Here is a 21,259-nt window from a genome sequence, read left to right on the forward strand (position 1 = left end):
TGCGAGCAGCCTGGCGCGCGTTCTCCTAGTCCTGCGCGAGCGGGCCGCGCGACTGCTGCGTGACGCTCGGCACCAGAAGGCGGTACACGAAGAGCCCCACGACCTCGATGCCGATACCGAGTACGACGACCACCGGCACGAGCTCGAAACCCGACTCGAACGCCATGGCGATCGGCAGCACGAGGAGGCCGTTGCGTGCGGCGCCGCTGAACGTCACGGCACGCACCTGCGAGAGGGTGAGGCCCGCGGCCGTGCCGACGAGGATGCCGACCGGGGTCATGAGGATGAGGTAGACGCCGAACAGGGGGGCGACGGCGACGAGCAGTTCGCTGCGCTCCGCGGCGCGCGGCAGCCACACCGCGGCGACGACGCCGGCCGCGATCGCCGTCGCCGGCACGGCGAGTGCCGCTCCCCGGCGGCTGGCGCGCTGCAGACGGGGTGCGCGAGCGGCGATCAGCTGCACGACGGTGACGACCGCCGCGGGGGTGACGATGCCGAGCAGCACCGCGAGCGGCAGGCGCGAGAGGTCGAGGCTCAGGAAGCCGTCGCCCGCCGTGAACAGCACCATGAGCGTCGGCAGGCTCACCGCCTGGATGACGAGCATGAGGGGCGCGGTCGCGAGCAGCGACTCGACCGCCCCGCCGGCTCGCCGCACGAAGATGGCGACGATGCCGACCCCGGGGGCCAGCAGCACGAGCAGCAGCCCGAGCTGCAGGTCGGGGTCGCGGAAGACCACGCGACTGAGGATGAGCGCGAGCACGGGCGACACAACGACGTTGAGCCCCACCACGGCGAGAAGGAAACGGCGATCCACGACTGCTCGGCCGAGCGAGATGAGCGGCACGGGCAGCAGCGTGATCGCGATCGCGACGGCCACGACCGCGGCGACCAGAGCATCCGGTGCCCCCGCGAGGTCGGGAACGAGCGCTCCCACGAGAAAGCCCACCCCGACTCCGCCGAGGATGACCGGCACAGGATGCTCGGCGGGCCAGCCCAGCACCGGGCCGACGCCCTCCGGCCGCGCGGCGGTCACCACGAGGGTGCCTGCGCGAGCCGGAGGAAGTCGTCGAAGCCGAGCTGCTCGCCCCGCGCCGTCGGATCGAGCCCGGCCGTCTCCACGGCGGCCGTCGCCGCGCCGGACGACCCGTAGAGCTCAGCCAGCGCCTGCCGCAGCATCTTGCGACGCTGCCCGAACGCCGCATCGACGATGTGTCCGAGCCGCACACGGTCGGCCTCCGAGCCGGGAGGCGGCGTGCGCGTCATGCCCACCAGCACGCTGTCGACGTTCGGCACTGGCCAGAACACGTGGCGGCTGATGGTGCCCTCGACGCGCCACGGCCCGTACCAGCGCGCCTTCACGCTCGGGCTGCCGTACACCTTCGATCCCGGCGGCGCGGCGATGCGGTGGCCGACCTCGGCCTGCACCATGACCAGGGTGCGCTCCAGACTCGGCACGGTGGCGAGCAGGTGCAGCAGCACCGGTACCGAAATGTTGTAGGGCAGGTTCGCGACGAGAGCCGTCGGTGGGTTCTCAGCCCCCCGCAGAGCGTCGGCATCGATGCGCAGAGCGTCAGCGGTCACGACCGTGAGCTCGGCATGCGGCTGCAGCGCCTCGACCGTGCGCGGCAGCTGGGCGGCGAGGCGCGCGTCGATCTCCACGGCGACAACCGGATGCCCGGCCTCCAGCAGCCCGAGCGTCAACGATCCGAGCCCGGGCCCCACCTCAAGCACGGTCGCGCCGGCGGGAAGCCCGGCTGCGGCGACGATGCGTCGCACCGTGTTGGCATCGTGCACGAAGTTCTGCCCGAGCCGCTTCGTCGGCTGCACGCCGAGCTGCTCGGCGAGATCGCGCACCTCTGCGGGGCCGAGAAGGGCGCTCACGGCAGGATCGTCATCGCGGAAGGGTCAGGCGCCCGCAGCGCTGGAGCCCGAGTGATCGGGCCCGTCGGTCAAGTCGGCCGGATGCCCGGGGATCTCCTCGATGCGGTCCGCCCACGGGTCGCCCGGCGAGGTGACCGGCTCGGCATCCCAGTGGCCGTAGACGAGCTCGGTGTTGGAGCTCAGCTGCGCCGCCAGCATCGAGGCGTCGGTGCCGAGATAGTCGGCGATCGCGCGCACCGTCCACGGCAGCAGGTACGGGCCGTTCGGCCGGCCGCGGTGCGGGTGCGGTGTGAGGAACGGCGCGTCGGTCTCCACGAGCAGCAGCGAACGCGGCAGCACCTCGAGCGAGTCGCGCAGATTGCGCGCATTCTTGAACGTCACCGTGCCAGCGAACGAGGCGAACCAGCCGCGCTCGGCGAGGATGCTGGCCAACTCGATGTCTCCGCTGAAGCAGTGGAAGACCACGCGATCCGGTGCGCCGACGCGCAGGAGCGTGCGCACGACGTCGTCGTGGGCGTCGCGGTCGTGAATCTGCAGCGCGAGCCCGTGCTTCTTCGCGAGCTCGATGTGCGCTTCGAAGGACCGGATCTGCGCGGCGCGTCCGCCCTCGGAGTCGGTGCGGAAGAAGTCGAGGCCCGTCTCACCGATCGCGACGACGCGAGGCTGCGCGGCCAGCTCGTCGATCTGCGCGAGAGCGGCATCCAGTTCGCCCGCCTCCACGAGCGCGGGAGCCTCATTGGGGTGCAGCGCGACCGCGGCGAGCACGCGGGGCTCGCGCGCCGCGACCGCGGCAGACCAGCGACTGGTGACGACGTCGGTGCCCACCTGCACGACCCCGCGCACGCCGACCGCGGATGCTCGATCGAGGTGCTCGCGGTAGTGCAGCGGGTTCTCGCCGTCGGCGATCTCCAGATGCGTGTGGTTGTCGTACACCGGAACGACAAGCGCCTCGGGGCTCGGCGGGTAGCTCAGATCGCGGCTGGAATCCTCCATCGCGGCGCGCGTGCGTACGTGCGGGTCGACCGGGTCACTCATGAGTCTCTCCTTCTCTCCCCTGCAGGTCATCGCGACGTCGCTAGACGGTCGCCTCCTGCTCGATGCGGGGGAACAGTCCCTCCATGGGCGACACCACCGCGCCGGCGGGCAGTTGGCCCCACTCTCCGGCGTCGGGGATGCGCTGGTCGGTGAGCGAGCCGAGCGCGCTCTCGGCGCCGAGCGCCCGCCACAGCTTCTGCGTCGCCTGCGGCGTCACGGGGCTCAGCAGCACGGCGAGCGCGCGCAGGCCCTCCGCTGCCGTGTAGAGGATCGTGTGGAGGCGCGCTGTGCGCTCCTCGTCCTTCGCGACCTTCCACGGCTCCTGCTCGGTGAGATAGCCGTTGAGCTCGTCCACGACAGTCCAGATCGCCGCGAGCGCCTCGTGGATCGCGAAGCGCTCCATCGCCGCCTCCGCCCGCGCGACGGCGCTGGCGAGCACCGCGTGAATGCGCTCCTCAGCCTCGGTCACTTCCGTCGCGGGCGGCAGGATGCCGTCGCAGTAGCGGCCGACCATCGACACGACGCGCGAGGCGAGGTTGCCGAAACCGTTCGCCAACTCGGCCTGGTAGCGGGCGCTCAAGTCTTCCCAGCTGAACGAGCCGTCCTGCCCGAAGTTGATGGCGCGCAGGAAGTAGTAGCGGAAGGCATCCGAGCCGAAGACCTCGGTGATCTGGCTGGGTGCGATGCCCGTCAGTTTCGACTTCGACATCTTCTCCCCGCCGACGAGCAGCCAGCCGTGCGCGAACACGCGGCGCGGCACCGGCAGATCGGCGGCCATGAGCATCGCCGGCCAGATCACGGAGTGGAACCGCGCGATGTCCTTGCCCACGATGTGGTTGCTCGGCCAGAAGCGCTCGAACGCGGGGGCATCCGCGGTCGGCTCCCAACCCAGAGCGGAGACGTAGTTGAGCAGGGCGTCGAACCACACGTAGACGACGTGGCTGTCATCCCACGGCACCCGCACGCCCCAGTCGAAGCTCTGCCGCGAGATCGACAGGTCGTCGAGGCCGCGGCGCACGAACGACACGATCTCGTTGCGCACGCTGTCGGGTTGCAGGAAGTCGGGCTGCGACTCGTAGAGGTCGAGCAGGCGCTGCTGGAAGTCGCTCATGCGGAAGAAGTAGTTCTTCTCCTTGAGCACCTCCACCGGGCGACCGTGGATCGGGCAGACCCACTGGCCGTCGAACTCGCCCGCGCCGTCGACGAGGTCGCCCTGCTGCTTGAACTCCTCGCAGCCGACGCAGTAGAAGCCCTCGTACTCGCCGTCGTAGATGAATCCCGTGTCATACAGCTTCTGCAGAAACGCCTGCACCACGCTCTCATGCCGCACTTCAGTCGTTCGGACAAAATCGTCGTTGGCGATGTCGATCGTCTTCAGCAGCGGCACCCAGGCTTCGTCGACGAGCTTGTCGGCCCACTCCTTCGGGGTCACACCGTTGGCGACCGCCGTGCGCAGGATCTTCTGACCGTGCTCGTCGGTGCCGGTGAGCGACCACGTGTCACGCCCGCTCTGCCGATTCCAGCGCGCGAGAACGTCGGCGGCGACCTCTGTGTAGGCGTGCCCGATGTGCGGGGCGTCGTTGACGTAGAAGATCGGCGTCGTGATGGAGAAGGTCTCAGCGGCGGCCATGATGCCCCCCATCCTACGGGCGGGCTCCTGCATGTGACGGCGCCGCTGTGCAGCGGCTGCGCGGCAGGCCGGCGTCAGGGCCGGCGAGCGGCGAGCGCCGCCTCGTACAGCTCACGCTTGCCGAGACCCGTCGCGTCGGAGACAGCCGAGGCCGCGTCCTTGAGCCGCTCCCCCGCAGCCGTGCGCGCGAGCACCTCCTCGACCGCGGTCGGCAAGTCGGCCCCGCCCGCACTGGCGCCCTCGACGACGAGCACGATCTCACCCCGGGCGCCCTCCGCGAACCGCTCGGCGAGCTCGCCCAGCGACCCGCGGGCGACCTCCTCGTAGCGCTTGGTCAGCTCGCGGCAGACGGCACCGCGGCGCTCGGCGCCGAAGGCGTCCCGAGCGTCGGCGAGCGCCGCGGCGATGCGGTGCGGCGCCTCGAAGAACACCAGGGTGCGCGGCTCCGCGGCGAGCGCGCGCAGCGCGCCGGCGCGGCCCTTGCGCGGCAGGAACCCTTCGAACGCGAACCGGTCGGTCGGCAGGCCGCTCAGCACGAGAGCCGTCAGCACCGCGCTCGGCCCCGGGAGCGCCGTGACGCGCACGTCGGCGGCGATGGCCGCCTCGACGAGGATGTATCCGGGGTCGCTGATGCCGGGCATCCCCGCGTCGGTCAGCACCAGGATGTCGCTCTCCCGCGCCCGCTCGACCAGCTGGGCCGACCGCTCACGCTCGTTGTGCTCGTGCAGGGCCTCCATACGCGGCCTGTTCTCGACGCCGAGGGCTCGCAGCAGGTGGGCGGCCGTGCGCGTGTCCTCCGCGACAACCAGCTCGGCGCGCTCGAGCGCCTCAACCAAGCGCCCGCTCGCATCACCGAGGTTGCCGATAGGCGTCGCCGCGAGCACGATCATCGGGCCATCCTCCCACCTCGCCGTAGCATGGGCGCGTGGCCACCCGAGAGCGACTTCTGAGCCTCGGGATGCCCGCCGCCGTCCTCGGCGTCGCCGCCGCCACCCGGCTCATCGCGCTCGACCAGCCGGGGGTGCTCGTCTTCGACGAGACGTACTACGTGAAGGACGCCGCGTCGCTGCTCGAGCTCGGCTACGAAGGTCGCTGGCCGGACGGCTCTGACGAGCTGTTCGCCACGGGTACACCCCCGACCGTGGGCGAGAGCGCGGCGTTCGTGGCGCATCCACCGCTCGGCAAGTGGGTCATCGCCCTCGGAATTCTCGCTCTCGGGCCTGCCGACCCCTACGGCTGGCGGCTCGGTGTCGCCGTCTCGGGTGTTCTGCTCGTCGCCGCCCTCATGGTGCTCGCCCACCTGCTGTGGCGCTCGACCACCCTCACCCCTCTCGCGGGAGGGCTGCTTGCGATCGACGGCAACGCCATCGTCATGAGCCGCGTCGCCCTGCTCGACGGGGTGCTCGCCCTGGCAGTGGTGCTGGCCGTCATCGCGGTCGTGCTCGATCGGCGGTCGTCCCGCGCGCGGCTGGATCACTGGCTGGCGACGCGGCGCGCGGCCGGCCGGCCCACCGACTGGGGGCCCGCCCTCGTGGCCCGCCCCTGGCTGCTCGCCGCCGGGGCGCTCTTCGGCCTCGCCGTGTCGGTCAAGTGGAGCGCCCTCTATCTCTTCGCCGCCTTCGCCGTGCTCACCGTCGTCGCCGATGCCCTCGACCGGCGGCGCGCGGGCGTCGCACTGTGGGCGAGCGGCACGCTGCTGCGGCAAGCCCCGCTGAGCGTGCTGGTGACGATCCCCGTGGCCGCGGCCGCGCATCTCGCCACGTGGTGGGGGTGGTTCGCGACGACCGGCGGCTACGGCCGGTCGCGCACGATCGCGGATGCCGAGCGGTGGCCGGGCATCCTGGGGGCGATGCCGGATGCCCTGCAGAACTGGTGGGCGTACCAGCAGAGCGTCTACGGCTACCACGTCGGCGAGTCGACGCCGCACCCCTACGAGGCGCCGGCGGCCGGCTGGCCGTTGCTGCTGCGCCCCACCTACATGCACTACGTCGACCGCGGCGATGGCACCGCCGAGGCGCTCACGGGCATCCCGAACCCGCTGCTGTGGTGGGGGTCGGTGGCCGCCGTGCTCGTGATTCTCGTCGGGTGCGGCATGGCGGCGTGGCGCGCGCGGAGGCGACCGGTGATCGCGACCGCCGCCGGCGCGGAGCCGCACGAGGGAGCCTCGAGCACCGGCCCGCTGCCGTTCGTGGGCTCACCGTGGGCGATTGCGGTCATCCTCACGGGCGTCGCCGCCGGCTATCTGCCCTGGATGCTCTACCCCGAGCGCACGACCTTCTTCTTCTACACGATCGTCGTCACGCCGTTCCTCGTGCTCGCGCTCGTCAGCGTGCTCGGTGCCGTGCTCGGCAGGCCCTCGGACACCGTCCAGCGCCGGCGTCTCGGCTCAGCGCTCGTGGTCGCCACCGTGTCGATGCTCGTCGTCGTGAGCGCGTTCTTCCTGCCGCTGTGGACGGGCACGCCGATACCGCTCGAGTTCCTGCGCCTGCACTACTGGCTGCCCAGCTGGATCTAGATCGGAGCAGTCGCGGGGGCAGGGAGCGCCGGGCGCCGCCGGTAGACGATGCGCCGGTACAGCCACTCGGCGGGGCCCGGCTTGTCGAGCGCGCCGAGAATCGCGGCCGCGATGAGCGTGCCGAGCCAGGTCAGCACCGCGATCTGGGTGGCTTCGGCCACGGAGACCGTGCCGCCGAGCCCGAACGTGTACGGCGCGAACAGCACGAGGAACACGACCGACTGTGCCAGGTAACCGCTGAGAGAGCGCTGCCCGAGTGCCGCGAACAGCCGCGAGATCGGGCCGCCCTTGCCAGCACCGCCGACGAGGAGGGCGATGAGAGCCACGTAGCCGGCACCGCCGATCGCTCCCGTCACCACGTGCAGCATGCCGACGAAAGGCTCCCCGAGGATGCCCGGCTCCCACACGCCCAGCAGCGCGAGACACATCGGCAGCGCACCGAGCAGCGAGACGGGCACGCCGATGCCCGCCATGAGTCCGAGAGCACGGCGGTGACGCCCCGGCTCCTCGAGCATGCGCCGCCGCGCCGCCCACATGCCCAGAATCATGGGCGCCAGTAGCCCGAACCCGCCGAACGGAATCGCGACGAGGGCGAGAGACCACTCGAGGGCGCGCTGCAGAGTGGCGAGCAGGTAGGTGTCTGCCCCGGGGGAGGTGAACAACGCGAGGCCTGCCTCGGCGCCTCCGAACTTGGTCAGCAGTCCCGTGAGACCCTCGGCGAAACCCGTGATCGCGAGCACGCCGAACGAGATCCAGCCGACGATCGCGAGAATCTTGCCCGACGCCCGGATGAGTAGCACCAGGGCCAGGCCGAGCAGGCCGTAGGCGCCGAGGATGTCGCCGAAGAACAGCAGCACCCCGTGCACCGCACCGAAAGCGATGAGCCACAGGTTGCGGCTCACCAGCAAGCGCCGCACCCCGCGCCACTGCGTACCGCGCGCGTGCTCGCGCGACAGAATCTGCGTGAGGCCGTAGCCGAAGAGCAGCGCGAAGAGCGGGTAGCTGCGGTTGTCGGCGAGCAGAGCGACCGCAGCGTTGACCCAGGGGTCGGCGGGGGCATCCGTCACCGGCTTGAACAGGAGGCCGAGCTCGCGACCCCACAGCAGGAACGGAACGTTCGCCACGGCGATGCCCAGTAGCACGAGGCCGCGGGCCACATCGGGGGCGAGGGCCCGATCGCGTCGGGAGGTCGGTCCGCTCGGCGGAGCGGGGGTCGGGGAGGCTGTCGACTCGCTCATGCCACCGACACTACGAGAGCGGCGCGGGAGCGCGCCTCCCCCGGACGGTGGATATCGCGCCCACCTACGGGTGGACGCACGCCACGCCCGAGCACCACGCTACGGAATGTGACGGCCTGCCGCGCCGCGCCCGATCCGCTCGCCTAGCCTGGAGGGATGGCCGACCGCGAATACGGATTCAAGACCAGGGCAATCCACGCGGGCAACGTGCCCGACTCGGCGACGGGTGCGCGGGCGATGCCGATCTACCAGTCGAGCGCCTTCGTGTTCGACTCGACGGAGGACGCCGCCGCGCGCTTCGCTCTGCAGAAGTACGGCAACATCTACTCGCGCCTCGCGAACCCGACCGTCGCGAGCTTCGAGGAGCGCATCGCGAGCCTCGAAGGCGGCCTCGGCGCCGTTGCAACCGCGAGCGGGCTGAGCGCGCAGTTCGTCACCTTCGCCTCCCTCGCGGGCGCGGGCGACCACATCGTGGCCTCCTCGACCCTCTACGGGGGCTCCATCACGCAGCTCGACGTCACCCTGCGCCGGTTCGGCATCGACACGACGTTCGTCGCGAGCGACGACCCGGCCGACTACGCCGCGGCGATCATCCCCGGCCGAACGAAGCTCCTCTTCGCGGAAACCGTCGCCAACCCAAGCGGCAACATCGCCGACATCGCGGGCCTCGCCGACGTCGCCCATGCCGCCGACATCCCCCTCGTGATCGACTCCACGATCGCAACCCCGTACCTGTGCCGCCCCATCGACTGGGGTGCCGACATCGTCGTGCACTCCGCCACCAAGTTCCTCGGCGGGCACGGCACGACCCTCGGCGGTGTCGTCGTCGAGTCCGGCCGCTTCGACTGGTCGAACCACACCTTCCCGCTGTTCGAGGAGACCGTGCCGCACTACGGCGGCCTCACCTGGCACGGTAACTTCGGCGAGTACGCGTTCCTCACCCGGTTGCGCGCCGAACAGTTGCGCGACATCGGCCCGGCCCTCGCGCCGCACTCGGCGTTCCTGCTCGCGCAGGGGGTGGAGACGCTGCCCTACCGCATGCAGGCGCACGTCGACAACGCCCGCGCGGTGGCCGAGTGGCTCGACGCCGATGATCGCGTCGAGGCCGTGCACTGGGCGGGCCTGCCCTCGCACCGCCACCACGACCGCGCGCAGCAGTACCTGCCGCTGGGGCCGGGTGCCGTCTTCAGCTTCGATGTCGCCGGCGGCCGCGCCGCGGGTCAGTCGGTCATCGAGAACGTTCAGTTGGCGAGCCATCTCGCCAACATCGGCGACGCGAAGACGCTCATCATCCACCCCGGCTCGACGACGCACGCGCAGCTGACCGAGCAGCAGCTGCTCGATGCGGGAATCGGACCGGGCCTCGTGCGGTTGAGTGTCGGTATCGAGGACGTCGCCGACATCATCGACGACCTCGATCAGGCGCTCGACGCGGCGAAAGGAGCATGAGGATGTCTGACACGGCTGGTGCTGACAGCTCGGCCACCGAGACGGTCACGCTCGCGAACGGGCTCACGTGCGCGATTCCCGCGAGCTCGCCGCTCGCCACGCAGCTCAGGTCTCAGCGCACCTGGGTGGGGCCCGGCGCGAAGGAGCGGCTGAGCATCCTGCGCCGCGCGCGCTCGATCGCCATCGTCGGCGCCTCGCCGAACCCCGCGCGCTCCTCGTACTTCGTCGGCACCTACCTGCAGCAGTCGAGCGACTACCGCGTGTACTTCGTCAACCCGAACGCCGATACGATCCTGGGCGAGAAAGCGTACCCCGACCTCGCCTCCCTGCCCGAGGTGCCCGACATCGTCGATGTCTTCCGCAAGGCGAGCGACATCCCCACCGTCATCGATGACGTGCTCGCCGTCGGCGCCCCCACCGTGTGGGTGCAGCTCGGCATCTGGAACGAAGAGGCCGCCGTCTACGGCGAGTCGAAGGGGCTCACCGTCGTCATGGACCGCTGCATCAAGGTCGAGCACGCACGGTTCCACGGCGGCCTGCACCTCATGGGCTTCGACACGGGCGTGATCAGCTCGCGCCGCCAGGTGCGCTGCGCATCGGGTCCACCGCGGGGCGCAGACTAGGGGTATGACCGCGCGCGCACCCCGAGCCCGACAGAGGCGCCTCCTCGCTCTCACGACGGCCGCGCTCCTCGTGCTCAGCGTCGCCGCCGTCGGCACGCTCGCACTCGCCGTGGGCTGGCCGGAGCAGCCCACGCGCCAGAGCGGGCTCGCTCTCACGAGCGCGACCGCGACAACGCCCGTCGTCGCAGTCCGCGGCGCGCAGCTGGTCGACCGCCGCACCGGCGAGAGGGTCGAGCTGCTCGGTGCGAACTGGCCGGGCTTCGAGTACGCGTGCATCCAGGGTCGCGGCCACAATGATGGCGGAGACGTCGATGCCGCCGTTGCCGCGATGACGGAGTGGGGCATGACGGCCGTGCGCGTGCCGCTCAATCAAGACTGCTGGTTCGACGAGCGGCCCGCCTCGGCCTTCGGCACGGGCGCCGAGTACCGGGCGACCCTGCGCGAGTGGGTGGCTCGCCTGACCGACGCCGGGCTCGTGGTCATCCTCGACCTGCACTGGAGCGCCCCGACGGGCGTTGCCGCCGACGGGCTGCGACCCATGCCGGACGCACGGTCGATCACGTTCTGGAGCGACGTCGCGGGAGAGTACCGCAAGCACCGCGGCGTGCTCTTCGACGTCTTCAACGAACCGCACTCGCGCGTCGACCCCGTGACGGGGGCGGCGGTCTTCGCCCTCGACTGGTCGTGCTGGGCTGAGGGCGGGTGCTCCGCCCCCGTCGAGAACGACCGCAGCGCGAGCCTGAGCGGCCAGACCTATGTGACCGTCGGCATGAACGCGCTCGTCGATGCTGTGCGCAGCGCTGGGGCAACGCAACCGATCGTGCTGGGCGGCCTCGACTATGCGAACGACCTGCGCGGCTGGGCCGCGGCGGCTCCCGACGACGACCAGCTCATCGCGGGAGTGCACCTCTACCCGTCCAAGCGGTGCGGAGACTCGGCCTGCTGGGCGCGCGAGCTCGAGCCTCTCGCCTCGGAGGTGCCCCTCCTGGTCGCCGAGTTCGGGCAGAGCGATGGAGGCGACGCCTTCGTGCGCGCCGCATGGGACTGGGCTGAGGACCACGCGGTCGGGGCGCTGGCCTGGGCGTGGTGGGACATCACGGATGACACCTCACCGGATGCCCGGTTCGCCCTTGTCGAGGGCGAGCAGTTCGCGCCTCGGGCGCCCTCCGGCACGGCGGTGCGCGAGCTGCTCGCCGACTAGTGTCGGGTCATGACGACTCCAGCGCTGGTGACCGTGTTCGACCTCGTCGGTGGCCTCCCCGTGCACCCGCTTGTCGTGCACGTGACCGTCGTCGTGCTGCCCTTGGCCGCGCTGGCCCTCCTCGTCGTCATGTCGCTGCCTCGCGCACCCCGGTGGGTGCGCTGGAGCGTGGTCGCGGCGCTCGCGGTCGGAGCGCTGTCGACCTGTGTCGCGGCCGAGTCGGGTGAAGCCCTCTCCGATCGCGTGGGCGAGGCGAGCGTGCACGAGGAGCTCGGCGAGGACCTGCCGTTGATCGCGGCGATCACACTCGCGCTCAGCGTCGTGTGGGCGGTCACAGCCGAGCTCGCGAGCCGCGCGACCGCGAATCGGGCCCCGACGCGAGCATCGCGGGCGCTGCTCTGGTGGCGCATCGCCATCTCGACTGTCGCCGGGGCTGCCGCGGTCGTCGCCATCTGGTTCACGGTGCGCGTCGGCCACTCTGGAGCCGTGGCCACCTGGCAGGAACGCGTCGGCGGCTGACACCGTAGCCTTGCCGTCAGTCGAGCGGGCCGAGCTCGTGGAGAGTGGTGACGGGCACCCGGCACCTGACAGAACGGGGGATGCCCTGCATCGGCTCGGGCGGCAGATCGGTCGCGGCGAAAAACGTGCGGCCCTGGGGCGTCGCGAACACGGTGAGCGGCCAGCCGCGCTGGTCGCTGAACGCACCGGCCGCCGCCAGGGAGGCGGCATGGAACTAGCACAGGTACGGGCTGGCTGCGTTCTCGAGTCGGCGGGCCGTGCCCGCCACCGTGCTGGTGCGGTCAGTCGGCACACGAGTCTTACGACATCGGACACCTCGCACGTGTCGGGGCGTGCGAGGTGTCCGGTTCTGTGCGACTCGTGTCGTGCGGTGGCCGTGGTGGCCCACCCGAGCTAGAAGTCGGTGGTGTCGGGGTGCGCGCCGACACGCATGTCGGTGTCGGCGGCCGCGATCGTCGCCATCTCGTCGTCGCTCAACTCGAAGTCGAACACGTCAGCGTTCTCGATCATGCGCTCGCGCTTCGACGTCTTGGGGAAGACGATGAGCCCCTCCTGCAGGTGCCAGCGAATCGCGATCTGCTGCACGCTCTTGCCGTGTGCCTCGGCGATCGCCGCGAAGCCGGGCAGCTCGGCGAGCTCGTACTTGCCCTGCCCGAGCGGGCCCCAGGACTCGGTGCGGATACCCCACCGCTCCTGATGCGCCCGCAGCGCCCTCTGCTGGAAGGCGGGGTGCACCTCGATCTGGTTGACGACGGGTGAGACGTCGGTGGCCGCCGCGATGTCGTCGAGGTGCTTCTCGAGGAAGTTCGAGACGCCGACCGAGCGGGCTTTGCCCGTCTCCCGCAGCTCCACCATCGACTGCCACGTCTCGACGTGCTTGCCGTACTTCGGGGCAGGCCAGTGGATGAGGTACAGGTCGACGTAGTCGAGCCCGAGGCGCTCGAGGCTCTTGTCGAGCGCTGCGGGAGTGGTGTCAGCGCCCTGGTCGCTGTTCCACAGCTTGGTGGTGATGAACAGCTCTTCGCGCGGGATGCCGCTCGACGCGATCGCGCGCCCCACACCCTCCTCGTTCTTGTACACCCGGGCGGTGTCGATGTGGCGGTAGCCGACTTCGAGCGCCTCGCTCACGATGCGCTCGGCCTCATCGGGCTCGACGAGGAACACTCCGAGGCCGAGCTGCGGGATCGACTTGCCGTCGGAGAGGGTCAGGTGCGGGGTGGGGATCGCGTCAGTCATCCGCTCATTCTCGCTCACCCGCATGACCGCTGGCTCAGAATGCGGGAAGGTGCCGCTCGTCGGGGCCCGTGTAGAGGCTCAGCGGGCGGATGAGCGCGTTCGCCGCGAGCTGCTCTCGCACGTGCGCCGTCCACCCGGTGACCCGCGCGGCGATGAACAGCGGGGTGAAGAGCGCCGTGTCGAAGCCCATGAGGTTGTAGGCGGGACCGGAGGGGTAGTCGAGGTTCGGCTTGATGTTCTTCGCCTCCCCCATCGCCGTCTCGAGCGCGTCGTAGAGATCGAGCACCTCCGGCCGCTCGTAGTGCTCGACGAGGGTCGCCAATGCCGCCCGCATGGTGGGTACCCGCGAGTCGCCGTTCTTGTAGACCCGGTGCCCGAAGCCCATGATCTTGCGCTTCTCGGCGAGCGCAGCATCCAGCCAGGCCTGCGCACCGTCGGCCGAGCCGATCTCCTCGAAGACGTTCTGCACCGCCTCGTTGGCTCCGCCGTGCAGCGGGCCTTTGAGCGCCCCGATCGCGCCGGTGACGGCCGAGTAGACGTCGCTGAGGGTCGAGGTGATCACGCGAGCGGTGAAGGTGGAGGCGTTGAACGAGTGCTCGGCGTAGAGGATCATCGACACGTCGAAGGCGTTCACGACGACGAGCTCGGGCACCTCGCCGAAGGTCATGTGCAGGAAGTTGGCCGAGTATCCGAGGTCGTCACGGGGCTCGACGAGCTCCTGGTCGCGCAGGCGGCGCTGGGCGTAGGCGACGATCGCGGGCAGCTGCGCCCACATCCGGATGCTGCGCTCGAGGGTGAGGTCCGTATCGATCCACGTGCTGTCGGTCGTGAGGGTCTCGTCGAGGGCTCCGAGCACGCTCACCGCCGTCCGCACGACGTCCATGGGGTGAGCGCTGAGCGGGAGGGCATCGATCGCGTCTTTGGCGGTCGGGTCGAGGTGCCGCATCGAGCGCTCGAGTGTCTCGAACTCGGCGAGCTGGCGCTCGTCGGGCAGCTCGCCGTGCCAGAGCAGGTAGGCAACTTCCTCAGCCGTGCACCGATCGGCGAGCTCCTGCACGGGGTATCCGCGGTACAGCAGAGAGTTGGTCTCGGGGTTCACCTTGGAGACAGCCGTCTCGTCGACGACGACGCCCGCCAGGCCCTTGCGAATCTCGGTCTCAGTCATGGGGTCTCCTTGAGTGCTATCGGCCGGTGTGGGGCGGGGCCGCGGTCAGCGGCCGTCGTAGGTGTAGATGCTCGCGTCGAAGGCGTTGTATGCCTCGTAGTCGAGCAGCTCGTAGAGCCTCCCCCGAGTCTGCATGCTCTCCACCTCCGCGTCGAGGGTTCCCTGGGAGAGCAGTGTGTCGAGCCCGCGTTCGATGGCGCCGAATGCGATGCGCAGGAGCGAGACGGGGTGGATGACGAGGTTGACCCCGACGTCGGCAAGCTGCTGGTGGGTGAACAGTGCGCTCTTGCCGAACTCGGTCATGTTGGCGAGCAAGGGAACGTCGACGGCGGCTCGCATGGCGGCGAACTCGTCGAGCGACGCCATCGCCTCGGGGAAGATCGCGTCGGCACCCGCGGCCTCGAGAGCTTTCGCGCGGTCGATCGCCGCGTCGAGGCCGTCCACCCCGCGAATGTCGGTACGCGCCATGATCACCAGCTCGGCGTCGCGGCGAGCGTCGACGGCGGCGCGAATGCGCTTGACGGCGGTGTCGGTGTCGACCACGGCTTTGCCGTCGAGATGCCCGCAGCGTTTCGGGTTGACCTGGTCTTCCAGGTGCAGGCCGGCGACGCCGGCATCTTCGAGCTCGTGCACGGTGCGGGCGACGTTCATGGGCTCACCGAAGCCGGTGTCGGCGTCGACGAGCGTCGGCAGGTCGCTCATGCGGCTGATCTGGTGGGCGCGGTGGGCGACCTCGCTCAGCGTTGTGAGCCCGATGTCGGGCAGGCCGAGCTCGGCGGCCATGACGGCACCGGAGATGTAGGCGCCGTCGAAGCCCTTGTCTTCGATGAGTCGGATGCTGAGCGGCGTGAAGGCACCCGGAAGCACCTGCAGGCGCCCGCTGGCGAGGCCGGTGCGAAAGGCGTGTCGACGCTGGCTCGGCGTGGTCGAGGTGGAGAGCATCAGAAGAGTCCTTTCGGGGCATCCGGCACGGGATCGATCGGCGTGACGGTGAGGTCGCCGAGCTCGGCGGCGCTCAGCTCAGGCAGCCACTGAGCGGTGTCGAGGAACCGGTCGATCTCGGCTTCGTCGAGGATGCCCTGCGCGAGCATCCGGAACTTCGCCACGTACTCGGCGCGGCCGAAGGGCCGTGCTCCCTGCGGGTGCGCGTCGGCGACGGCGATCTCATCGACGACCCGGTCGCCGTTCGTCAGCTCGATCTCGATGCGGCCGCCGAAGGCCTTCTCGTTCAGGTCGAGGGAGTGGTACCGGCGGGTCCACTCGGCGTCTTCCACGGTCGTGATCTTCTGCCAGAGCTCGACCGTGTCGGGGCGGGCTGCGCGCTCGGGGGCGTACGAGTCGATGTGGTGCCAGCCCCCGTCCTGCAGCGCGACGGCGACGATGTAGGCAATCGAGTGGTCGAGCGTCTCACGACTCGCGGTCGGGTCGTACTTCTGCGGGTCGTTGGCGCCGGAGCCGATGACGTAGTGCGTGTGGTGGCTCGTGTGCAGCACGATGCGTTCGATGTTGGCGGGGTCGCGCAGTTCGGGGCGCTCGTCGCCGAGGCGGCGTGCGAGGTCGATCCACGCCTGCGCCTGGTACTCGGCCGAGTGCTCTTTCGTGTAACTGTCGAGGATGCTCGTGAGCGGCTCGCCCTTCTCGGGCAGCGGCACCTGGTAGCGAGCATCCGGGCCGCTGAGCAGCCACGCGATGACGCCGTCTTCGCCCTCGTAGATGGGGCTCGGGCTGGTCTGGCCGCGCAGTGCTCGGTCAACGGCTTCGACGGCCATCTTGCCGGCGAAGGCGGGAGCGTGCGCCTTCCAGGTGGAGATCTCGCCCTTGCGCGACTGCCGTGTGGCGGTGGTCGTGTGGAGGGCCTGCCCGATGGCCTGGAAGATCGTCTCGGCGGGGAGGCCGAGGAGGGTGCCGATGCCCGCTGCGGCGCTCGGGCCGAGGTGGCCGACGTGGTCGATCTTGTGCTCGTGCAGGCAGATGGCGCGCGAGAGGTCGATCTGAATCTGGTACCCGGTGAGGATGCCGCGCACCAGGGCGGCGCCGTCGGCTCCCGTGTGCTGGGCGACGGCGAGGATCGGCGGGATGTTGTCGGCCGGGTGGGAGTACTCGGCGGCGAGGAAGGTGTCGTGGTAGTCGAGCTCGCGCACGGCGACGCCGTTGGCCCACGCGGCCCACTCGGGGCTCACGCGCTGGGTCTGCTTGAGGCCGAACACGGTGGCCCCGGGCGTGTACGGGTGGGCTTCTGCCTGGCCGCGCGCGCTGATGACGGGGGCGCGGCCGATGCTCGCGACGGCGACGGCGGCGTTGTCGATGACGCGGTTGATGACCATGTCGACGGCCGCCGCGTCGAGGGGTCGCGTCGTGTCGGCGGCGAGGTCGGCGAGGCGACCGGCGAGCTGCTCGTTCGGCGGCAGGTGCTCGCTGCTCTTGTGGGTGCGAATCTCGTAGGTCTTCACGGGGTCTCCTGGTGATCGGGGGAGGTGAGATGGTTCTGGATGCTCGTGAGCGCGTGGTGCAGGTGCAACCGGGTGGCGGCGACCGCGCGTTCGGCGTCTCCGTCGGCGATCGCCTCGGCGATGGCGCGGTGCTCGCCGGCGGCGGCGAGAAGGCGTTCGTCGTCGTCGCGCGCGAGGCGGCGCACGCGGGCGAGGTGCAGGCGCACGCTCGCGATCGCGGTGGCGAGGTAGGTGCTGCGGCCGAGTGCGGCGTCGATCGCGGAGTCGAAGTCGGCCACGAGGGCGTAGTAGCTGTGACGGCTGGTGTCGTCGGCCGCGAGGGTCGCGACGTCGACCGCGGCGAAACGCGCAGCGAGGTCGACGAAGTGGTCGCCCATCCGCGCCCCGTGTTCGGCGCCGCGTGCCCCGTGCTCGGGGCCGCGTGCCACGAGCGCGGTCTCTGCCGCAATCGCTCGTGCCGCCAGTCGCGCCGCCTGCTCGTCGAGTGCGCGGCGCAGGTCGAACAGCGCCGTCACGTCAGCGGGCTCGATGTGGCTGACAATCAGCGTTCGCGGACCGCGCTCGATCGCGAGTCCGGCGGCGATGAGCCGCGCGAAGGCCTCGCGCACCGGGGTTCGGCTGACGCCCAACCTCGTGGCCTGCTCGACCTCGGTGAGCGGTGCGCCAGGGGGAAGCCCGCCCTCGATGATCGCCGCACGCAGCGCATCGAAGGCGCGATCGGCGGCCGTGCGCAACGCTACGGGTAATCCCGCATGCGTCACACTCTCGATCGCCATGGTTCCAATGTATACATTATGGGGACCCCGCGCTAGATCCCACCCAATTCATGCGGCCTACGTATACATCTGCACCCAGCCTCATCGCCACCGGGGGAGGAGCCGTGTGGTCGCGCCCGCTACGGTGACGAGCAGGAACCTCGACGCACAGCACACGGGAAGGGCACTCGAATGACCTCTGCTCGAACGCAAACGTGGAGTGGCTACCGCGAGTCGATCGGTGATCGCTCGCCCCTCTTCGCAGCGATGGTGAGCGAGTGGGGCATCTCGACGGCCCTCTATCCGGGCTGCTACCTCGACCTCTCGCCCTCGACAGCGATCGACGACGTCACCTATGTCGACAACGACGCGCGAGCCGCTCGCTACTTCGCCACCGAAGGCCTCGCGGAGTCCGAGCTCGGAGCGGCGCCCGCCAGCACGGCCCGGCGCATCGCCTTCATCGCCGCCGACTACACCACGTCGCTGCCGATCGCCCAGGGCAGCGTCGATCTGATCATCTCGCTCTACGCGGGCCCCGTGTGGGACCACTGCCGGCCGTACCTCGCTCCCGGCGGGCTCCTGCTCGCCAACACGAGCCACGGCGACGCAAGCGTCGCGGCCCTCGACCCCGACCTCGAGCTCGTCGCCGCCGTTCACCACCGCGACGGTCGCTACCGGATCGAGCGGGCCGAGCTCGACGCCTATCTCCACCCGAAGAGCGCCGTGCCGGTCGACGCCGAGAGCATCCGCCGCAGCGGTCGCGGAGTCGCGTACACCAAGACGGCCTTCGCGTACGTGTTCCAGCTGCGTCAGCGGTAGCGGCGCCCCTCGTCGCGGCGGTAGAGCCACAGCACGAGGGCGGCGGCGGCGAGGGTCCACGCGAGCGCGCCCGCGAGCATCCAAAGATCGGGAGCCGTGCCGTCGACCGCACTGATGACCAGCTCGCGCGCGTGGCGCGCCGGGATGGCGCGCGAGAGCGCCTCGAGCCAGTCGGGGAAGAACTGCGGGGGGAAGAACAGCCCGCCCGCGAACGCGAAGCCGAACATGCCCACCTGGATCACCGCGATCGCCGCCTTTGACGGGAAGGCGTAGCCGATCGCCGCCCCCAGCAGCAGGAACGGGATGCTCGTCACCGCGAGCACGACGAGCCCCAGGAGCAGCCCGCTCATCGACGCCGTCGCCGCCGTGGCGAGAGCCCCCACCAGCAGCACGGGGATCATCGACGCGAAGCTCAGTGCGCTCGTCGCCGTCAGCTGAGCACTGATGCGCACCGCCGGCGGCAGCGGCAGGCTGCGCAGGTACGGGTCCCACGGCTTCTCGCGGTTCTCGGCGATCGTGAGCCCCAGGTTGAACAGCGCGCTCACCATGACCGCGAACACCGACAGCGAGATGACGGCCTGCGTCGCGAGCTCGGGGTCGTCGGCCACCGCGCGGTTCGGCACGACGAAGAACAGCAGCGACATCGCCGGGAACACCATCGAGCCGATGATCGCGATGGGCACGCGCAGCGTCTCCAGCAGGAGGGCGCGCACGTGCATGCCGTAGAGGTGCAGCATCGAGACACGGCCCGTTGTGCGGGGCTCGGATGCGACGGTGGTCATGCGGGGGTCCTCTCAGACGTTGCAGGGTCAGACAGGGTCAGGGCGAGGAAGGCCTCCTCGAGGCTCGCGCCGCGCACCGCGAGGCGCTCGAACGGCAGACCCGACCCCACCAGGGTGCGCACGAACTCGTCGGAGTCGCCGACCGTGAGGTCGAGGCGATCGACACGGCCGCCCTCGGGCCCTCCCTCTTCCAATCGCTCGGCGCGCACGACACCCGCGAGCTCGGCGATGCGCTCCGCGCTCGGCGAGCGCAGCGACACGATGGACGACTCGACCCGCGCACGCACGGCGTCGAGCGTGTCGTCAGCGAGGACGCGACCGCGGTCGATCACGACGACGCGCTCGGCGAGCGCCTCGATCTCCTCCAAGTAGTGGCTCGTCACCACGACCGTCGCGCCGTCGGCACGGTGGCGTCGGATCGCGGCCCAGAGCCCGTGGCGGGCATCCACATCGAGGCCCGTCGTCGGCTCGTCCAGGAGGACGAGGCGCGGGCGGCCCGCGAAGGCGAGCGCGACCGCGATGCGGCGCTTCTGGCCGCCCGACAGCGCACCGCACTGGCGGCGCAAGAGGTCGGCGAAGCCGAACTCCTCGGCCAGTTGCGCCGTCGGCACGCGGTCGGGGAAGTGCGCCGCCACCAGATCAATTACCTCGCTCACGCGCAAGGTGTCGGGAAGCGCCGTCTCCTGCGGAGTGCTGCCGAGCTCGGAGCGGAACCGCGCGAGGCTCGGGTCACCACCGAACAGCTCCACGGTGCCCGAGGTGGGACGGCGGCGGCCCTGCAGGAGCGTGAGCATCGTCGACTTGCCGGCGCCGTTCGGGCCGAGCAAGCCGAGGATCTCGCCGGAGCGGATCTCGAGGCTCACCGCGTCGAGCGCGGTCGTCGACCCGAACCGTCGCGTGACGGAGTCGAGGCGGGCGAGGGTGGTCATTCTTCTCCTCCCAGCACTGCGCGCAGTGCATCGGTGTAGTCCTCGAAGGCGCGACGGCCGCGCCGGGTGAGGGTGACGAACGTGACGGGCGTGCGGCCCTGGTGGCTCTTCTCGACGGCCACGTACTCAGCCTCTTCGAGCTTGCGCAGATGCGTCGACAGGTTGCCCGCGGTCATGTCGAGCAGCTCCTGCAGTCGCGGGAACGTGATGCGGTCCCCCGCCTCGAGCGAGGCGAGCGTCGCCGTGATGCGCAGCCGCGCGGCTGCGTGGATGACCGGATCGAGCTCGGTCATCGGGTAGCGCTCCTCGACGAGAGACGCATGACGACCGCGGCGACGAGGAAGGCCCCGCCGCCGAGCACCGCCATCACGAGATTGTTGGTCGGCGCACCGAAGAACGGCGCCGCCGTACCCGTGACGATAATGATGATGCCCAGGACCAGCTGATCGACTGATCGCCAGATTGCCGCACTCATGATGTACATTACGCCCGCGACCAGGGCGAAGATCGCCGGAAAGAACAGGCTCTGCAGTTCTCGGTCCATACCGTTGAGAGCGAGGGCCACGCCCATGAGGTACGCGCTGAATCCGGCGATCGGCCAGCCAATTCCGTACACAGCGCCCGAGAAGTTTGACGGGCCGCGCACACCACGGTTGAGGCGAATCGCAATCCACCCAGAAATCGCCATCGCGGCAACCAAGGCCGCAGCGAAGATGACGGCCGCGACGGCGGGCGGCAACTGGAACCACGGATTGCCGTCGTCGTAGGCCGACCACAGAGCGCCGAATCCAACCAACCACGCGACACCCCACACGCCGAGGATCCAGGGGATCCCGCCCAGCTGATCACGCTCGAGCGCGCCCTGTTGCTCGCGCAGGAGGGCGAGCGCCTCGTCCGGGCTCTGCAGCGGCTCGTCGTCGACAGGAGGAGTGGAGTTCGTCGTCATGACTACTTTGTACTGCAAACCCGTTTGCATGTCAAGGGAGCGGCACGCGGCGATGAGTGCCAGAACGGAAAGCCGAGCGAGGGGCG

General features: G+C 70.3%; 22 protein-coding genes. 6 read left to right on the forward strand and 16 right to left on the reverse strand.

Annotated features, from left to right (window positions below; genetic code table 11):
* Positions 1 to 25 precede the first annotated feature (25 nt).
* From RJQ01_RS06775 to rsmI, 5 genes are all read right to left on the reverse strand, one after another.
* Entirely contained in the window at positions 26 to 1,033 is a 1,008-nt protein-coding gene (locus RJQ01_RS06775) for a hypothetical protein (RefSeq protein WP_350475971.1), read from the reverse strand.
* Positions 1,030 to 1,881 (reverse strand): 16S rRNA (adenine(1518)-N(6)/adenine(1519)-N(6))-dimethyltransferase RsmA, encoded by an 852-nt coding sequence (gene rsmA / locus RJQ01_RS06780; RefSeq protein WP_350475972.1) that lies wholly within the window; start codon positions 1,879 to 1,881, stop codon positions 1,030 to 1,032. Before rsmA ends, RJQ01_RS06775 begins: the two co-directional genes overlap by 4 nt.
* Positions 1,882 to 1,905: 24 nt before the next feature.
* Positions 1,906 to 2,916 carry a TatD family hydrolase gene (locus RJQ01_RS06785; protein WP_350475973.1) on the reverse strand — a complete coding sequence of 337 codons (1,011 nt, stop codon included), beginning with the start codon at positions 2,914 to 2,916 and terminating at the stop codon, positions 1,906 to 1,908.
* 40 nt (positions 2,917 to 2,956) lie between these two features.
* On the reverse strand, positions 2,957 to 4,546 hold the full coding sequence (gene metG / locus RJQ01_RS06790) for a methionine--tRNA ligase (RefSeq protein WP_350475974.1): 1,590 nt from the start codon (positions 4,544 to 4,546) through the stop codon (positions 2,957 to 2,959).
* A 74-nt stretch (positions 4,547 to 4,620) separates the two neighbouring features.
* The gene (gene rsmI, locus RJQ01_RS06795) at positions 4,621 to 5,436 is read right to left on the reverse strand and encodes a 16S rRNA (cytidine(1402)-2'-O)-methyltransferase (protein WP_350475975.1); all 816 of its coding nucleotides are present in this window, start codon (positions 5,434 to 5,436) and stop codon (positions 4,621 to 4,623) included.
* Positions 5,437 to 5,471: 35 nt separating this feature from the next.
* Between rsmI and RJQ01_RS06800 the strand changes: the two genes are divergently transcribed.
* Complete coding sequence (locus tag RJQ01_RS06800) at positions 5,472 to 7,061, forward strand: dolichyl-phosphate-mannose--protein mannosyltransferase (protein WP_350475976.1); 1,590 nt, start codon at positions 5,472 to 5,474, stop codon at positions 7,059 to 7,061.
* On the opposite strand, the gene RJQ01_RS06805 is transcribed toward RJQ01_RS06800, so the two are convergent.
* Complete coding sequence (locus RJQ01_RS06805; RefSeq protein WP_350475977.1) at positions 7,058 to 8,299, reverse strand: DUF418 domain-containing protein; 1,242 nt, start codon at positions 8,297 to 8,299, stop codon at positions 7,058 to 7,060. The two genes, RJQ01_RS06800 and RJQ01_RS06805, sit on opposite strands and share 4 nt — an antisense overlap.
* A 156-nt stretch (positions 8,300 to 8,455) precedes the next feature.
* Here RJQ01_RS06805 and RJQ01_RS06810 point away from each other — a divergent pair, with 156 nt between their 5' ends.
* From RJQ01_RS06810 to RJQ01_RS06825, 4 genes are read left to right on the forward strand one after another with little or no spacing between them, the layout of a single operon-like run.
* Complete coding sequence (locus tag RJQ01_RS06810; protein ID WP_350475978.1) at positions 8,456 to 9,748, forward strand: O-acetylhomoserine aminocarboxypropyltransferase/cysteine synthase family protein; 1,293 nt, start codon at positions 8,456 to 8,458, stop codon at positions 9,746 to 9,748.
* 2 nt (positions 9,749 to 9,750) lie between these two features.
* On the forward strand, positions 9,751 to 10,371 hold the full coding sequence (locus tag RJQ01_RS06815; RefSeq protein WP_350475979.1) for a CoA-binding protein: 621 nt from the start codon (positions 9,751 to 9,753) through the stop codon (positions 10,369 to 10,371).
* A gap of 4 nt (positions 10,372 to 10,375) precedes the next feature.
* Positions 10,376 to 11,572 (forward strand): glycoside hydrolase family 5 protein, encoded by a 1,197-nt coding sequence (locus RJQ01_RS06820; RefSeq protein ID WP_350475980.1) that lies wholly within the window; start codon positions 10,376 to 10,378, stop codon positions 11,570 to 11,572.
* A 9-nt stretch (positions 11,573 to 11,581) separates the two neighbouring features.
* The gene (locus RJQ01_RS06825) at positions 11,582 to 12,091 is read left to right on the forward strand and encodes a DUF2231 domain-containing protein (RefSeq protein ID WP_350475981.1); all 510 of its coding nucleotides are present in this window, start codon (positions 11,582 to 11,584) and stop codon (positions 12,089 to 12,091) included.
* A gap of 16 nt (positions 12,092 to 12,107) precedes the next feature.
* On the opposite strand, the gene RJQ01_RS06830 is transcribed toward RJQ01_RS06825, so the two are convergent.
* The 6 genes from RJQ01_RS06830 to RJQ01_RS06855 form a co-directional block, all read right to left on the reverse strand.
* Positions 12,108 to 12,242 carry a hypothetical protein gene (locus RJQ01_RS06830; RefSeq protein WP_350475982.1) on the reverse strand — a complete coding sequence of 45 codons (135 nt, stop codon included), beginning with the start codon at positions 12,240 to 12,242 and terminating at the stop codon, positions 12,108 to 12,110.
* A 242-nt stretch (positions 12,243 to 12,484) separates the two neighbouring features.
* Positions 12,485 to 13,327, reverse strand: coding sequence for an aldo/keto reductase (locus RJQ01_RS06835; protein WP_502885239.1), 843 nt, complete (start codon positions 13,325 to 13,327; stop codon positions 12,485 to 12,487).
* A 34-nt stretch (positions 13,328 to 13,361) separates the two neighbouring features.
* Positions 13,362 to 14,492, reverse strand: a complete 1,131-nt coding sequence (locus tag RJQ01_RS06840) for a bifunctional 2-methylcitrate synthase/citrate synthase (protein WP_350475983.1) — start codon at positions 14,490 to 14,492, stop codon at positions 13,362 to 13,364.
* Between the two features lie 45 nt (positions 14,493 to 14,537).
* Positions 14,538 to 15,434 carry a methylisocitrate lyase gene (gene prpB / locus RJQ01_RS06845; RefSeq protein WP_350475984.1) on the reverse strand — a complete coding sequence of 299 codons (897 nt, stop codon included), beginning with the start codon at positions 15,432 to 15,434 and terminating at the stop codon, positions 14,538 to 14,540.
* Complete coding sequence (locus tag RJQ01_RS06850; protein ID WP_350475985.1) at positions 15,434 to 16,942, reverse strand: MmgE/PrpD family protein; 1,509 nt, start codon at positions 16,940 to 16,942, stop codon at positions 15,434 to 15,436. Before RJQ01_RS06850 ends, prpB begins: the two co-directional genes overlap by 1 nt.
* Complete coding sequence (locus RJQ01_RS06855) at positions 16,939 to 17,718, reverse strand: GntR family transcriptional regulator (RefSeq protein ID WP_350475986.1); 780 nt, start codon at positions 17,716 to 17,718, stop codon at positions 16,939 to 16,941. Before RJQ01_RS06855 ends, RJQ01_RS06850 begins: the two co-directional genes overlap by 4 nt.
* A 171-nt stretch (positions 17,719 to 17,889) precedes the next feature.
* Between RJQ01_RS06855 and RJQ01_RS06860 the strand changes: the two genes are divergently transcribed.
* The gene (locus RJQ01_RS06860) at positions 17,890 to 18,516 is read left to right on the forward strand and encodes a class I SAM-dependent methyltransferase (RefSeq protein ID WP_350475987.1); all 627 of its coding nucleotides are present in this window, start codon (positions 17,890 to 17,892) and stop codon (positions 18,514 to 18,516) included.
* On the opposite strand, the gene RJQ01_RS06865 is transcribed toward RJQ01_RS06860, so the two are convergent.
* From RJQ01_RS06865 to RJQ01_RS06880, 4 genes are read right to left on the reverse strand one after another with little or no spacing between them, the layout of a single operon-like run.
* Positions 18,507 to 19,298: an ABC transporter permease gene (locus RJQ01_RS06865; protein ID WP_350475988.1), complete on the reverse strand. Its 792-nt coding sequence runs from the start codon at positions 19,296 to 19,298 to the stop codon at positions 18,507 to 18,509. The two genes, RJQ01_RS06860 and RJQ01_RS06865, sit on opposite strands and share 10 nt — an antisense overlap.
* Entirely contained in the window at positions 19,295 to 20,227 is a 933-nt protein-coding gene (locus tag RJQ01_RS06870) for an ABC transporter ATP-binding protein (protein ID WP_350475989.1), read from the reverse strand. The genes RJQ01_RS06865 and RJQ01_RS06870 overlap by 4 nt, the downstream gene beginning before the upstream one ends.
* Positions 20,224 to 20,520 carry a transcriptional regulator gene (locus RJQ01_RS06875; protein ID WP_350475990.1) on the reverse strand — a complete coding sequence of 99 codons (297 nt, stop codon included), beginning with the start codon at positions 20,518 to 20,520 and terminating at the stop codon, positions 20,224 to 20,226. Before RJQ01_RS06875 ends, RJQ01_RS06870 begins: the two co-directional genes overlap by 4 nt.
* Positions 20,517 to 21,173: a hypothetical protein gene (locus RJQ01_RS06880; RefSeq protein WP_350475991.1), complete on the reverse strand. Its 657-nt coding sequence runs from the start codon at positions 21,171 to 21,173 to the stop codon at positions 20,517 to 20,519. The genes RJQ01_RS06875 and RJQ01_RS06880 overlap by 4 nt, the downstream gene beginning before the upstream one ends.
* Between the last annotated feature and the right edge of the window lie 86 nt (positions 21,174 to 21,259).

The organism is Microcella sp., from assembly GCF_040286215.1.
Taxonomy (GTDB): Bacteria; Actinomycetota; Actinomycetes; order Actinomycetales; family Microbacteriaceae; genus Microcella.